Here is a 13,817-nt window from a genome sequence, read left to right as displayed (position 1 = left end):
GCCTCCGCTCAGCGACGCGGGTCGTAGGTGGCGTCGATGTGCTCGGCGACGGCGACGACCAGCAGCCGGGTACCGGGCTCCGTGGCCCGCCAGCGGTGCCGCACCCCGCCGGACAGGAACAGCGTGTCGCCCTCCTCCAGCCGGTACGCCTGCCCCTCGGCCTCCACCTCGACGCCGCCCCGGGTCACGTACATCACCTCGTCGTTGCGGTGCTGGAACTCACGCCCGAGGTCGAGCTCCCCGGTGAACTCCAGGGCGCTGAGCTGATGGCGTCCGCGCACCACCCGGCGCACCCCGTCGCCCTCGCCCGCGCGCACCACGTCGACGGCGCGTGCCGAGTCCGCGGCGGCGCGCAGCCGTGCCGTGGTGGTCTCCAGGGCCCCGGCGACCAGGTCCAGGGACCGGGCGCTGGGCCGGGCCCGCTCGTTCTCGATCTGGCTGAGGAACGGCACGGACAGGCCGCTTCGCCCGGCGACCGCGGCCAGCGTGAGCCCCAGTGACCTGCGTCTGCGGCGGACCGCGGCACCCACGCGGAGCGCTTCCTTCTCGTCCATGTCCGGCTCCCTCCCGACTCTCCATCCTTCCGGTTGCCGACGTGTTACGCACACCGTTGCACAAGTCGGCCCATGGATGAACACCGGGACGGCGTGAAGGGGTGGGCACCGCCGACGGCGGTGCCCACCCCTTCGGGTGCTTCCGGGCCCTACTGCGGGGCCATCTTGTCCACGATGCCCGGGTTCTTCGCCATCCAGGCCTTCACGGCCTCTTCCTCGTGGCCCGCGCCGAGCTTCTGGATCCGGTTCTCCAGGCCGGCGAGCTGGTCCTCGCTCAGCTCGAAGTCCTTGAACCACTTCGTCAGCTGCGGGTAGTTCTCCGGGAAGTCCTTGGACGCGATGGTGTGCAGCCGGTCGCCGTCGCCGAAGGCCTTCTCGGGGTCCTTCAGCTTGGTCATGCCGTACTCGCTGTACGCCCAGTGCGGCGTCCAGAGCAGCACCGCGACGGGCTCCTTCTTGGCGTACGCGCGCTTCAGCTCGGCGAGCATGCCGGGCGTCGAGGAGTCGAGGACCTTGTACTCCTTGTCGAGCCCGTACGTCGGCAGCACGTTCTTCTTGAGGTTCTCCATCGTGGCGGTGCCCGGCTCGATGCCGACGATCCGGTTCTTGAACCGCGAGCCCTTGCCCTTGAGGTCGGCGAGGGACTTGACGTCCTTCACGTACGAGGGCACCGCGATCTCGATCGACGTCGGGCCGTACCACGAGCCGAGGTCGGTCAGCCGGGAGCCGTACTTCTCCCAGTAGTTCTTCTGGGTGTACGGCAGCCAGCCGTCGAACTGCACGTCGATCTGGCCGCGCGACATCGCGGTGTACATCGGGCCGACCTCGAACTGCTTGAGGTTGATCCTGTAGCCGCGCTCCTCCAGGACCGCCTTCCACAGGTACGTGGCGGCGATGTCCTCCTCCCAGGGGAACCAGGCCATCTCGACGGGGCGGTCGCGCTCGTCCTTGCCGTTCTTGTTCCCGGCGGCCTTCGTCCCGGCGACCGGGGTCCACTTGTCGGCGACGCCGGGGTTGGCCTTCAGCCAGATGCGGACGGCCTCCTGCTCCTTGCCGGAGCCGGACTTCTGGATCTGCGCCTCAAGGCTGGTGAGCTGGTCCTCGCTCATCTTGAAGTTCTTGAGCCAGCGGCCGACCTCGGGGTTGTCGGCGGAGAAGCCCTTGCGGGCCAGGGTGTGGATGCCGTCGCCCTTGCCCCAGAGGTTCTTGGGGTCCTTGAGCTTGGTGAGCTCGAACTGGTTGTACGCCCAGTGCGGCGACCAGAGCGGGACGACGATCGGCTCCTTCTTGGCGTACGCGCGCTTCAGCTCGGCCAGCATCGAGGGCGTGGAGCCGTCGACGACCTTGTACTCCTCGTCCAGGCCGTAGCCCGGCAGGATCTTGTCCTTGAGCAGGCCCGTCTCACCGGCGCTCGGCTCGATGCCGACGATCCGGTTCTTGAACCGCGAGCCCTTGCCCTTGAGGTCGTCCAGGGACGTGACGTCCTTCAGGTACGCGGGGACGGCCAGTTCCAGCGAGGTGGGGCCGTACCAGGAGCCCATGTCCTCCAGCTTGTCCTGGTACTTCTTCCAGTAGCTGGCGTGGGTGACCGGGAGCCAGGAGTCGGTCTCGAAGTCGATCTGGCCGTTGGCCATGCCGGTGTAGAGCGCGCCGGCCTCGTACTGCTTGACGTCGACCTGGAAGCCGCGCCGCTCCAGCATCTCCTTCCAGAGGAAGGTGGAGGCGATGCCCTCGTCCCACGGGATGTAGCCCATGCTGATCTTCTTGCCGGCGCCGACGTCCGAACCGTCGGTGGCGGCGTTCTTGTCCGGGCCGGACGAGCCGAAGATCCCCATGCCGCCCGCGACGAGCGCGAGGACGACGATGCCGACGACCGCGACCACGGGCTGCGGGCGGTGGTTCCAGATCTTCAGGCCGCCGGCCATCGACTGCGCCTTGGCGAGCGCGCGGCGGGCGAGCGGGGAGACCTCGCGGCCGAGCGCGCCGGTCATCCGGTCCAGGTACATCGCCACGATGACGATGGAGATGCCCGCCTCGAAGCCGAGGCCGACGTCCACGTTGCCGATGGCGCGGTAGACGGCGCCGCCGAGGCCGCCGCCGCCGACCATGCCGGCGATGACCACCATGGACAGGCCCAGCATGATGACCTGGTTGATGCCCGCCATGATCGTGGGCAGGGCGAGCGGGAGCTGGACCCGCAGCAGGGTGTTGCGCCGGGTGGTGCCGAACGCCTCGGCCGCCTCGACGAGTTCGCCGTCGACCTGGCGGATGCCGAGTTCGGTCATCCGGACGCCCGGGGGCAGCGAGAAGATGATGGTGGCGATGATGCCGGGCACCACGCCGACGCCGAAGAAGATGACGCCGGGGATCAGGTAGACCATGGCGGGCATGGTCTGCATGAAGTCCAGGACCGGGCGGATGACCGCGCTGACGGCCTTGGAGCGGGACGCCCAGATGCCCAGCGGTACGGACAGTGCCAGCGCGATGATGGTGGCGACGAGCACCAGGGTGACGGTGTCCATCGCCTCGTCCCACAGCTCGACGGAGTCGATGAGGGCGAAGCCGACGAAGGCGAGCACGCCCGCGAGCAGGCCGCGCAGCCACCAGGCGACGACGGCGACGATGCCCGCGAAGAGCAGCGGTGCGGGGGCGGAGAGAACGGCGGCCATGCCGTCGAACATGCCGCTGACGACGGCGCTGATCGCGTCGAACAGCCAGGACAGGTGGGTCTGCAGCCAGTCGACGGCCGAGTCGACCCAGTCACCGAGAGGGAGCCTAAACACTGGCCACCTTCTTCGTGCCGGTCGCGACGTCCTGCGGGGCCTCGGCGGGGGTCATCGGCTCGCCGAGGACGGCGAGCAGCCGGGCGGGCGGGACGACGCCGACGAGCTTGCCCTCGGTGTCGGTCACGGCGACCGCCGCACCGCTCTGCGAGCAGGGGGTGAAGAGCTCGACGATCGGCGTGGACTCGGTGACGGTGACCGGGGCGGCCTCGATCACGTCGGCGGCGGTGCGCAGTTCCCTGCCGTCGTCCGTGCCGGTGCCCATGACGGTGTGCGGCTCGGCCATGATGGCGCCCGCGGTCAGCACCCGGGAGCGGTCGACGTCCTGGGTGAAGGAGGCGACGTAGTCGTTGGCCGGGGTGACGAGGATGTCCTCGGCGGTGCCGAGCTGGACTATTCGCCCGTCGCGCATCACGGCGATGCGGTCGCCGAGGCGCATGGCCTCGTTGAGGTCGTGGGTGATGAAGACGATGGTCTTCTTCAGCCGCTTCTGCAGTTCGAGCAGCTGGTCCTGCATGTCGCGGCGGATCAGCGGGTCGAGCGCGCTGAAGGACTCGTCCATCAGCAGCAGGTCGGCGTCGGTGGCCAGGGCGCGGGCCAGGCCGACGCGCTGCTGCATGCCGCCGGAGAGCTCGTCGGGCCAGGACTTCTCCCAGCCGGCGAGACCGGTCAGCTCCAGCGCCTCGGCGGCGCGCTTCTCGCGCTCGGCACGCGGCACGCCCTGCACTTCGAGGCCGTACGCGGCGTTCTCCAGCACACTGCGGTGGGGGAAGAGCGCGAAGTGCTGGAACACCATGCTGATCTTGGAGGACCGGACGTGGCGCAGCTCGGCGGGGCTCAGGGCGGTCAGGTCCTGCCCGTCGAACAGCACGCGTCCGGCCGTGGGCTCCAGAAGTCCGTTGAGCATCCGCAGCAACGTGGACTTGCCGGAACCGGACAGACCCATCACGACGAAGATCTGACCCGGCTCGACGGCGAACGAGGCGTCGATCACCGCTGCGGTCGTTCCGTCGGCGCGCAACTCGTCGCGGTCGGCGCCGTCCTCGAGCCTTCGCACGGCTTGATCGGGTCGTCTGCCGAACACCTTGTACAAGTGCTCGGCCTGCAGCCTTGACACATACACCTCGCGGGTTGAACCGAAAAACGGTCTGCCACCCCCTCCGGCAGACCGTGGAGCGACGCGGATTCGGTCCGCACGGCACGCGCATTGGTTGAAATCGCTACGTGATCCGCTCCGGCTGCGCGCCTGCCCCCGCTTGTCCGACCCAAACACAAGAGTGATCCAGGTCACATACGGGCGGCCGGCGCCGCGACCCGCCCCCTCCCCCGGCTTCCACGACGGCCGGTGTCGGTGGGGTGCGGCATCATCGGGGTGTGACGCGACGCCTGATGCTCCTCGACACCGCCTCCCTCTACTACCGCGCCTACTTCGGGGTCCCCGACTCGGTGCGCGCCCCGGACGGCACACCGGTCAACGCCGTGCGCGGTCTGCTCGACTTCATCGCCCGCCTGGTGCAGGACCACCGGCCGGACGACCTGGTCGCCTGCATGGACGCCGACTGGCGGCCGCACTGGCGGGTCGAGCTGATCCCCTCGTACAAGGCGCACCGGGTCGCGACGGAGACGGCCGAGGGGCTGCCCGACGAGGAGGAGACCCCCGACACCCTGGCCCCGCAGGTGCCGGTCGTCGAGGACGTGCTCGACGCCCTCGGCATCGCCCGGGTCGGCGTCGCGGGCTACGAGGCGGACGACGTGATCGGCACGCTCACCGGTCTGGCCACCGGGCCCGTGGACATCGTCACCGGCGACCGGGACCTCTACCAGCTGGTCGACGACGCCCGCGGGGTGCGGGTGCTCTACCCGCTGAAGGGGGTCGCCTCGCTCCAGCCGACGGACGGGGCGTGGCTGCGGGAGAAGTACGGGGTGGACGGCTCCGGCTACGCCGACCTGGCCCTGCTGCGCGGCGACCCGAGCGACGGACTGCCGGGCGTCCCCGGCATCGGCGAGAAGACCGCGGCGAAGCTGCTGGACGCCTTCGGCGACCTGGCCGGGATCATGGCCGCCGTCGACGACCCGGGCTCGGCACTGACCCCGTCGCAGCGCAGGCGGCTCGACGAGGCCCGGGACTACGTGGCCGTCGCGCCGAAGGTGGTCCGGGTCGCGGGTGACGTGCCCCTGCCGGAGTTCGATCCCGCACTGCCCGCCACGCCGCGCGACCCCGCCGCGCTGGAGGCCCTCGCGAAGCGGTGGGGGCTGGGCGGTTCGCTGCAGCGCCTGCTCTCCACTCTGCACGGATGAGGTGTTAGCTTAGGTAAACCTAAGTTATCGGAACAGGGAGAACCTCGTGGCAGAACGACCGGCACGGCAGGCACCCAGGGCGCAGGGGGCCCAGGTGTTGCGCACCGAGCGGATCACACCTCACATGGTGCGCGTGGTGTTCGGCGGCGAGGGCCTCGCCGGCTTCGAGCTCTCCGGGTACACCGACCACTACGTCAAGATCTGCTTCGCCCCCGAGGGCGCCGACTACGCACACCCCTTCGACATGGCCCGCATCCGCGAGGAGCAGCCGCGGGAGCTGTGGCCCACGACCCGTACGTACACGGTGCGGTCCTGGGACCCGGTCGCCCGCGAGCTGGCGATCGACTTCGTGGTCCACGGCGACGAGGGCCTCGCCGGGCCCTGGGCGGTACGGGCGACCCCGGGCGAGCAGGTGACCCTCCTGGGGCCGGGCGGGGGTTACGGCCCGGACGCCTCGGCGGACTGGCACCTCCTGGTGGGCGACGAGAGCGCCCTGCCGGCCGTCGCCGCGGCACTGGAGCAGATGCCCGCGGGTGCGGTGGTGCACGCCTTCGTGGAGGTCGCGGACGCCGCGGAGGAGCAGAAGATCGTGACGCCCGACGGCGTCGAGGCGACCTGGCTGCACCGCGGGGAGCGGCCGGTCGGCGAGGCCCTGGTCGCCGCCGTGCGGGAGCTGGAGTTCCCGGCGGGCGACGTCCAGGCGTTCGTCCACGGCGAGGCCGGTTTCGTGAAGGAGATCCGCCGCCACCTGCGCCTGGAGCGCAGGATCCCGCTCTCCCGGCTGTCGATCTCGGGCTACTGGCGGCTCGGCCAGAACGACGACGCCTGGCGCTCGGTCAAGCGCGAGTGGAACGAGCAGGTGGAGCGCGAGCAGGAGGGCGCCGCGTAACACCCGTTCGCACAGGTATGCCCCGCCCCCCGGCCGGGGCATACTCGCGTCCGGGCCCCAACTCACCCACCGGCGCCCGGTACCTCCGCCCCTCCCGCGTGAAGGAAGCCGGGCACATCGATGGAGCGCCGTCGGCGGTATCCGGCCTCCAGGAACTGCTGAGGCTGGTCGCCCGCGGCGACCAGAAAGTCTTCGCCGCCGTGTACGGCGCGGTGAGCGGGCCCGTCCTCGGACTCGAACGGAACGTGCTGCGCGACGCGGCCCAGTCGGAGGAGGTCGCGCAGGAGATCCTGGTCGAGGTGTGGCGGTCGCCCGCCCGCTTCCGGCCCGCCCGCGGCAGCGCGATGAGCTGGGTGCTGACCCTCGCCCACCGCCGGGCCGTGGACCGGGTGCGCCCGGCCGAGGCGTCGGCGGCCCGGGGCGCGCGGCGGCGCTGCTGGACCGTACGCCCGCCTACGACCAGGTCACCGAGCAGGTGGAGGCCCTGCTGGAACACGAACAGGTCCGTCGCTGCGTGGGGCGGCTCTCCGAGTTGCAGCGCCAGTCCGTGACCCTCGCCCACTACCGCGGGTTGACCCACCGCGAGGTGCCCGAGCTGCTCTCCGTGCCGCTCGGGACGGTCAATACCCGGCTGCGCGATGCCCCGACCCGGCTGCGCGACTGCCTCGGGACGAGCAAATGACCGACACCACGCCGAAGCCCGGCCGACACCGGGAAGGCACACCTCCATGAGCGGAAAGGGCACACTCCATGAGCGTCTCCGTCGTACTTTTCACCTCCGACCTGCGGGTGCACGACAACCCGGTGCTGCGGGCCGCCGCGCGGGAGGCGGATGCCGTCGTGCCGCTGTTCGTGCGCGACCGGGGCATCCACCGGACCGGCTTCGACGCACCGAACCGGCGGGCGTTCCTCGCCGACTGCCTCACCGATCTCGACGCGGCGCTGCGCCACCGCGGCGGGCGGCTCGTGGTCCGGGAGGGCGACGTGGTGGCCGCCGCTCGTGCCGTGGCCGTGGAGACCGGGGCGCGGAGTCTGCACGTCGCCGGCGGGGTGAGCGGCTACGCGACGCACCGCGAGAGCCGGCTCCGTACGACCCTGGCAGCGGTCGGCTGCGCCGTGCGGGTCCACGACGCGGTGGTCACCGCGGTCGCCCCCGGCCGGGTCGTACCGGCGGGCCGTGATCACTACGCGGTGTTCACGCCGTACCTGCGCCGCTGGCAGGAGGCGGGGGTACGGGGAACCCTGGCCGCGCCACGCGCGGTACGGCTGCCGGACGGAGTGGAGCCGGGACCGTTGCCTGAGCGGGCTGCCGTGGCCAGCGTCTCCCCCGGGCTCGCCGGGGGCGGCGAGTCGACCGGCCGCCGACTGCTGTCGTCCTGGCTGCACGGCCCATTGGCCGACTACGGGAGCGGCCACGACGATCTGGCCGGTGACGCGACCTCCAGGCTCTCCCCCCACCTCCACTTCGGTTCCCTCTCGGCGGCCGAAGTGATCAACCGGGCCCGACAGCGGGGCGGACGGGGCGCCGACGCGTTCGTCCGGCAGCTGGCCTGGCGGGACTTCCACCACCAGGTGCTCGCCGCACGGCCGGACGCCGCCCGGGAGGACTACCGCACCCGGCACGACAGCTGGCGGTGCGACGAGGACGAGATCGAGGCCTGGCGCACGGGGCGCACCGGCTATCCGCTGGTCGACGCGGCGATGCGGCAGCTGGCGTACGAGGGCTGGATGCACAACCGGGGCCGGATGCTCGTGGCCGGCTTCCTCACCAAGACGCTGTACGCGGACTGGCGGGTGGGTGCCCGGCACTTCCTGGACCTGCTGGTCGACGGCGATGTGGCGAACAATCAGCTGAACTGGCAGTGGATGGCGGGCACCGGCACCGACACCCGGCCCAACCGGCTGCTGAATCCGGTGGTCCAGGGCAAGCGGTTCGATCCGCGCGGCGCCTATGTGCGCCGCTGGGTGCCGGAGCTTGCGGAGCTGGCGGACGGCGAGATCCACGAGCCGTGGAAGATCACCGGGCCACGCCGGGCCGCGATCGACTACCCGGATCCGCTCGTCGGCCTGGCCGAGGCGCGGGCCCGGTTCGAACGGGCCCGCGGCCTGGAACGGCCCGCGGCCGACCGGGTGAGGGACCAATCCGCCCGGCGCCGGGCGACGGATCCCGGTCGTGAGTGAAGACCGGGACGACGCACGGCCCACCGGAACCGCCCGGCCCCCGCGACCGGGCCGGACGCGCACCGCCCTCGCCGCGCTCAGCGGTCTGATCGCCGGGTTCTGCGCCCTGGCGGTCGCCGAGCCGACGGCGGCCCTCGTACGTCCCGAGGCGAGCCCGGTCACGGCGGTGGGAGGCGCGGTGACCGACCGCGCTCCCCCGGCCGTGCGGGGTCCGGTGGCCCCGGCCGAACGGCTGGACAGCGCGTCACCGCGTACGGTTCCCACGGATTCCCATATGCCCTGAATCTACACATAAGGGCGATATAAGCGCAGAATGGCATAGCAGGCCGATCAACGCGCACAGGTGGCGCGGTCGTCGCTGCGGCGGTCGAAGGCAGGTCTGCCAGGAGCGAAGGAGACGAACCCCATGTCGAACATCTCGCACACCGGCCGTGACATGGCCAGTCACCCCGATGTCTCCGAAATGCGCGATCGCTATGCCCGCATGCTCGGTGGCCGCGATGTGGCCCTGGTGGACGCACCGGTGTTCCTCGTCGGTCTCTACTGCGCCATCTCGCCGTGGGTGCTGCACTTCACGGCAAGCCAGCCCACGCTCGCCACGCACAACCTGATCATGGGTCTCGCGATCGCCGCGCTGGGCCTCGGGTTCACCGTGATGCCGGAGCGCATGTACGGCCTGAGCTGGGCCATCTGCGCGATGGGGATCTGGACGATCCTCGCGACGTGGATCGTCGGCAGCGGCCCCGACCTCGGCATCGTCCTCAACAATGTCATCATCGGCGGCCTCACCATACTGCTGGGCCTGGCCTGCGTCGCCGTGTCCATGAAGAGCGGCAAGCGGGCGGTCTGAGACAAGGATCGTCCGGCGGAAGGCAATGCCCGGCCGGCCCGCTCCGTGCGGGCCGGCCGGGCATCGGAACGGGCCGGCCGGTGCCGGCGCGGGCCGGTCCGCGGGTCAGTCCTCCCGGAACGGCAGGTAGTCCACGTCGTACCCGAAGTACCGCGGCCCGGCGAGCGCCAGGCCGCCCGGGGTGGTCCAGCGTGGGTCGCAGGGGGCCGCGAGGACGCTGACGCGCAGGCCGTAGCGGAGCCCCTCCGTGGTCACCGGGTCGCCGGTGTCGGTGTCCAGCACACAGATGAGGTCGGGTGTGGTGGCCACCGTCTCGCCGTCGCGGGTGGCCAGCAGGTGCTCGTTCTGGAAACCGAGTTCCAGCACCCGGCCCGCGTCGTCGCCGATGCCCTCGATCCGGGCCCCGCCCCGGGCGAAACCGCCCTCGGTGCGGCGGCCGACGTCGACCACCTTGCCGGTCAGCAGATGGGTGCCGGACAGCATGGTGCGGGCCGCGCCCACCGGGTCGGTGTGTGCGGCGCGCGCCTCGCGCACGGCGGCACCGAGCCGCTCGGCGAGCGTCAGGGTGTCGGGGACGAGCCCGTCGGCGAGCTGGTCGCCCCGCATCACGGTGTCCGCGCTGGAGATCTGGCAGCCGAGCTCGACGCAGACGGCCCGTGCGATGCGCTCGGCGGCGTGGTTGGAGACGGCGTCGACGACGATGCTGTTGCCCTTGTCGTCGGCGAGCGCCATCGGGGTGTTGGCCACTCCGATCAGACCGGGCAGCACCATCTGTGCCTCGGGGAAGGCGCGGCCCATGGCGTCGCCGTCGACCAGCGGCAGCCCCGCCTCGGCGGCGCAGGCGATGGGCAGCATGGAGTTGACGCCGCCGATCTCGATCGGGGCGATGTGGGTGGCGGCACGGCCGATGTGCTTCTCCAGGGCGCGCAGGGCGGCCACTTCCTCGCCACCGGCGGGAACTCGTTCCAGCAGCACCGTCGGTGCCCCCATCCCCGAGACGGGTACCACGGTCGCGTCGGCCGGCACCTCGTCGAAGGCGACGAGGTGGACCGGACCGTGCTTGCGGATGGCCTCGCGGGCCAGCAGCTTGCCGATGTACGGGTCGCCGCCCCCGCCGGTGCCGAGGATGCCCGCGCCGCGCGCGATGTCGTCCAGGTTGTCGAGGTTGATCTCACGCATGTGACGCTGCTCCATGGGTGTCGCGCGCCCCGGCCGGGGCGCGGGTGCCGGCGATGCCGTTCAGGTCGAGGTCGCCGACCGCCTTGATCCGGATGCGGGTCGCGCCGCCCGGCAGATAGGCCAGCGGGACCTCCTCCACGTCGACGACGCGGACCGTGCCGGGCTTCGCGCCCGCGCTCTCGGCCCGGCCCACGGCCTCCTCCCGGGCCTCGGCGAGCACGGCTTCCCGGCGCCCCTCCGGAACCCGGAAGACCCGGTCCACCTCCCCGCCGACCTGGGCGATGGCGGCACCGACCGCGTTGGCGACACCGAAGTGGCCGGGGCGGCGCACGTCGTCGAAGCCGGGCAGCGTCCCGGGCACCAGCACGCTGCCGCCACCGACCGCGACGACCGGCAGCGGCCCCGCCGAGGTGCGCATCCGGTCCACGGTCTCCGCCAGCCGTTCGGCGATCCGGTCGAGCGCGCGGGCGGTGAACTCCCGGTCCAGGTGGGCGACCCGGGAGCGGTCGCCGATGTCGGCGCGGCCCGCGGCGACCGCGAGGTCGGTCGCCGTCAGGGTGTCGCCGCCGAAGACCAGCGCCTCCTCGGTGAGCCGGAATCCGACCGAGCGGGGGCCGGTCTCGCCGTCGGGCGACACCAGGGAGCCGCCTCCGATGCCGAGCGAGAGGACGTCGGGGATGCGGAAGTTGGTGCGGATGCCCGCGGCCTCGCTCTCGCCCGCGGCCTCCCGCGGGAACCCGCCGGCCAGGATGCCGACGTCCGCGGTGGTGCCGCCGACGTCGACGACCGCGCAGTCGCCGAGGCCGGAGAGGAAGGCGGCTCCGCGCATCGAGTTGGTGGGGCCCGAGGCGAAGGTGGCCACCGGGTAGGCGCGGGCGAAGTCCACGTCCATCAGCGTGCCGTCGTTCTGCGACAGGAAGAACGGGGTGGTCAGCGACACCTCGGCGAGCGACTTGGCGAACGACTCCACGATCGCGGTCGCCAGGTCGCGCAGGGCCGCGTTGATGATCGTGGCGTTCTCCCGGGCCAGGAGCCCGACCCGGCCGAGCTCGTGCGAGAGCGAGAAGTGCACGCCGGGCCCCAGTTCGGCGCCGAGTATCTCGGCGGCGCGACGTTCGTCCTCCTCGGCGACCGGGGAGAACACGGAGGAGACGGCCACCGAGGTCAGGCCGCGCGCGGCGATGTCGGCGGCGGTGCGCTTCAGTTCCTCGGGGTCGAGCGGCGACAGCGGCCGTCCGTCGAACTCCCGTCCGCCGTGGCAGAGATAGCCGTGCCCGCCGACGGCCGCCCGCTGGCGCTCCGGCCAGTCGGTCATCGGCGGCAGCGCCGCGGTGGCGGGCAGGCCGAGGCGTACGGCGGCGACGGGTGCGAGCCGGGCGCCCTCGATCAGCGCGTTGAGGAAGTGGGTGGTGCCGATCATCACGGCGGTGACCGACTCCATCGGCGGGGCGAGTGCCCGGATCGCCTCGGTCACGCCGGAGGTGATGTCGGAGGTGGTGGGGGTCTTCGCGGTCGCGAGGACCCGGTCGTCGTCCCCCAGGAGGGCTGCGTCGGTGTTGGTGCCTCCGACGTCGATTCCGATGCGCATGGTGGGTGTCCGTCTTTCGTAGGGGGTGGGGTTCTCGGGCGTACGGGTCAGGCGGTGACCTTCGGCGACCAGGCCGTGCCCGCTTCCGCCTCGGCCGCCGCCGCGGGGCGCGCGGGCTGTTCGAAGGGCAGCTCGCCGACGCCGCGCACCAGGCCGAGCCTGCCGAGGACGACGTAGCCGATCCCGGCCAGCAGCAGGGAGTTGAGGGCCGGGATGCCCCACCACTGGTAGTGGTCGCCGAGCCAGCCGGCCACGGAGGCGACGGCCCACAGGACGATCGTGGCGGGCACCCAGCCGGGTTCGGTCTCGGGCAGCCGTCCGAGGGCGCGCGAGGCGTCCAGCTGCGGGCGCCACTTCTTCACCACGAAGTACTCGGCGACCATGATCCCGGCGACCGGCGGGGTCAGGACCCCGAGGACCGTGAGGAAGTCGGTGAACCGGTCCAGGATTCCGGCCGCCGCGGCGAGGCTGCCGAGCGCCCCGATCACGACGGTCGTGCCGAGCCGGTTCAGCCGGACCTTGAAGAGCGCCTCGACCGCGCCGATCAGGCCGAGCGACGACGAGTACAGGTTCCAGTTGTTGATCTTCACTGTGGCGGAGACCAGGACGATCACGCCGATGACGCCGGAGGAGGAGGTGATGATGGCGATCAGGTCGGAGGACTTCACCGCGTAGGCGAGCAGCACGCCGCCGAGGCCCAGGACGTACTCGCCGAGGCTGATGCCCACGACCGTCTGCTTGACGACGTCGCCGGTGTTGCGGTTGAAGCGGGTCATGTCGGGGGTGGTGACCGCCCCGACGATGTACGAGCCCGCGACGATGGTCGCGCCGGTGGCGATGGACATGTGGGCGCCGAACGGTGCCGAGGTCACCAGGTCGCCGATGTCGTGCCGGGAGAACTCGACCGCCATCGCCCAGCCCGCGAGGCCGAGGAAGGCGGGGACGGTGACGAACGCGGTCCAGCCCATGGCCCGGAAGCCGCGCAGCACGAGCGCGGTGACGCCGAGCCCGCAGATCAGGCACCAGGCCCAGAGCGGCAGCGCGGGCACGATGGAGTGCAGCCCGGCCGCGAACACCGCCGTCTGCACACCGAACCAGCCGAACAGGCTGACCGCGATGACGAGTCCGATGAGGGTGGAGCCGTAGCGGCCGAAGCCGGTCCAGCGGACCAGCATCGAGGTGGACAGCCCCTCCCGCATACCGGCGATGCCGACGAATATGCAGACGATCTCCAGGATCACCGAGCCGAGCGTGAACGCCCAGAAGGCGCCCCAGAAGGAGAGCCCGGCGCCGAGCGCGGCGCCCAGCAGGAACTGCGTCAGGTCGGAGAGCTGACCGAAGCGCTGCACGGCGACGTTGAACCAGGAGTAGCGGGCCGCGCGCGGCACCCGCTCCAGCGGGTAGTCCTCGTCCTGCTGCGTCTGTGACTGTGGCTGGGTGGACGGCGCTTGATGCACGTCGGACTGCTGGGTCATGGGGCGGGTCCTCGGGTGAG

10 protein-coding genes and 2 pseudogenes are annotated in these 13,817 nt (G+C 71.7%); 6 read left to right on the top strand and 6 right to left on the bottom strand.

The window, feature by feature from the left end; all coding sequences use genetic code 11:
• Positions 1–8: 8 nt before the first annotated feature.
• From ACWCXX_RS22285 to ACWCXX_RS22275, 3 genes are all read right to left on the bottom strand, one after another.
• Positions 9–554, bottom strand: coding sequence for a helix-turn-helix domain-containing protein (locus ACWCXX_RS22285; protein WP_451129783.1), 546 nt, complete (start codon positions 552–554; stop codon positions 9–11).
• A gap of 149 nt (positions 555–703) precedes the next feature.
• A complete protein-coding gene (locus ACWCXX_RS22280; protein ID WP_451129781.1) occupies positions 704–3,337 on the bottom strand; it encodes an ABC transporter permease/substrate binding protein in 2,634 nt (877 codons plus the stop codon).
• A complete protein-coding gene (locus tag ACWCXX_RS22275) occupies positions 3,330–4,421 on the bottom strand; it encodes a quaternary amine ABC transporter ATP-binding protein (RefSeq protein WP_451129892.1) in 1,092 nt (363 codons plus the stop codon). Before ACWCXX_RS22275 ends, ACWCXX_RS22280 begins: the two co-directional genes overlap by 8 nt.
• Before the next feature lie 305 nt (positions 4,422–4,726).
• Between ACWCXX_RS22275 and ACWCXX_RS22270 the strand changes: the two genes are divergently transcribed.
• From ACWCXX_RS22270 to ACWCXX_RS22245, 6 genes and pseudogenes are all read left to right on the top strand, one after another.
• A complete protein-coding gene (locus ACWCXX_RS22270) occupies positions 4,727–5,635 on the top strand; it encodes a 5'-3' exonuclease (protein ID WP_451129890.1) in 909 nt (302 codons plus the stop codon).
• A 46-nt stretch (positions 5,636–5,681) separates the two neighbouring features.
• On the top strand, positions 5,682–6,524 hold the full coding sequence (locus ACWCXX_RS22265) for a siderophore-interacting protein (RefSeq protein WP_451129779.1): 843 nt from the start codon (positions 5,682–5,684) through the stop codon (positions 6,522–6,524).
• A gap of 98 nt (positions 6,525–6,622) precedes the next feature.
• Positions 6,623–7,206 (top strand): annotated as a pseudogene (sigK, locus tag ACWCXX_RS22260) (ECF RNA polymerase sigma factor SigK).
• A gap of 68 nt (positions 7,207–7,274) precedes the next feature.
• On the top strand, positions 7,275–8,705 hold the full coding sequence (locus ACWCXX_RS22255) for a cryptochrome/photolyase family protein (protein WP_451129777.1): 1,431 nt from the start codon (positions 7,275–7,277) through the stop codon (positions 8,703–8,705).
• Positions 8,698–8,913: pseudogene (locus ACWCXX_RS22250) on the top strand (molybdopterin-binding oxidoreductase); the annotation flags it as partial. The gene ACWCXX_RS22255 and the pseudogene ACWCXX_RS22250, both read left to right, overlap by 8 nt.
• Positions 8,914–9,111: 198 nt before the next feature.
• Entirely contained in the window at positions 9,112–9,555 is a 444-nt protein-coding gene (locus ACWCXX_RS22245) for an SPW repeat protein (RefSeq protein WP_451129775.1), read from the top strand.
• Between the two features lie 105 nt (positions 9,556–9,660).
• On the opposite strand, the gene ACWCXX_RS22240 is transcribed toward ACWCXX_RS22245, so the two are convergent.
• The 3 genes from ACWCXX_RS22240 to ACWCXX_RS22230 are packed head-to-tail and all read right to left on the bottom strand — an operon-like array spanning position 9,661 to position 13,797.
• Positions 9,661–10,734 (bottom strand): DUF917 domain-containing protein, encoded by a 1,074-nt coding sequence (locus ACWCXX_RS22240; protein ID WP_451129773.1) that lies wholly within the window; start codon positions 10,732–10,734, stop codon positions 9,661–9,663.
• Positions 10,727–12,322, bottom strand: coding sequence for a hydantoinase/oxoprolinase N-terminal domain-containing protein (locus ACWCXX_RS22235; protein ID WP_451129771.1), 1,596 nt, complete (start codon positions 12,320–12,322; stop codon positions 10,727–10,729). The genes ACWCXX_RS22240 and ACWCXX_RS22235 overlap by 8 nt, the downstream gene beginning before the upstream one ends.
• A 47-nt stretch (positions 12,323–12,369) precedes the next feature.
• Positions 12,370–13,797, bottom strand: coding sequence for a purine-cytosine permease family protein (locus ACWCXX_RS22230; protein WP_451129769.1), 1,428 nt, complete (start codon positions 13,795–13,797; stop codon positions 12,370–12,372).
• Between the last annotated feature and the right edge of the window lie 20 nt (positions 13,798–13,817).

This window comes from Streptomyces sp. NPDC001732 (assembly GCF_053596315.1).
The sequence above is the reverse complement of the archived record's forward strand: the minus strand, read 5'-3'. Positions and strand labels throughout refer to the sequence as shown.

Bases quoted from the DNA above. Each gene is read 5' to 3' on its own strand.
- ACWCXX_RS22285 (WP_451129783.1), bottom strand. From the start codon at position 554: ATGGACGAGAAGGAAGCGCTCCGCGTGGGTGCCGCGGTCCGCCGCAGA.
- ACWCXX_RS22270 (WP_451129890.1), top strand. From the start codon at position 4,727: ATGCTCCTCGACACCGCCTCCCTCTACTACCGCGCCTACTTCGGGGTC.
- ACWCXX_RS22255 (WP_451129777.1), top strand. From the start codon at position 7,275: ATGAGCGTCTCCGTCGTACTTTTCACCTCCGACCTGCGGGTGCACGAC.
- ACWCXX_RS22245 (WP_451129775.1), top strand. From the start codon at position 9,112: ATGTCGAACATCTCGCACACCGGCCGTGACATGGCCAGTCACCCCGAT.
- ACWCXX_RS22240 (WP_451129773.1), bottom strand. From the start codon at position 10,734: ATGCGTGAGATCAACCTCGACAACCTGGACGACATCGCGCGCGGCGCG.
- ACWCXX_RS22235 (WP_451129771.1), bottom strand. From the start codon at position 12,322: ATGCGCATCGGAATCGACGTCGGAGGCACCAACACCGACGCAGCCCTC.
- ACWCXX_RS22230 (WP_451129769.1), bottom strand. From the start codon at position 13,797: ATGACCCAGCAGTCCGACGTGCATCAAGCGCCGTCCACCCAGCCACAG.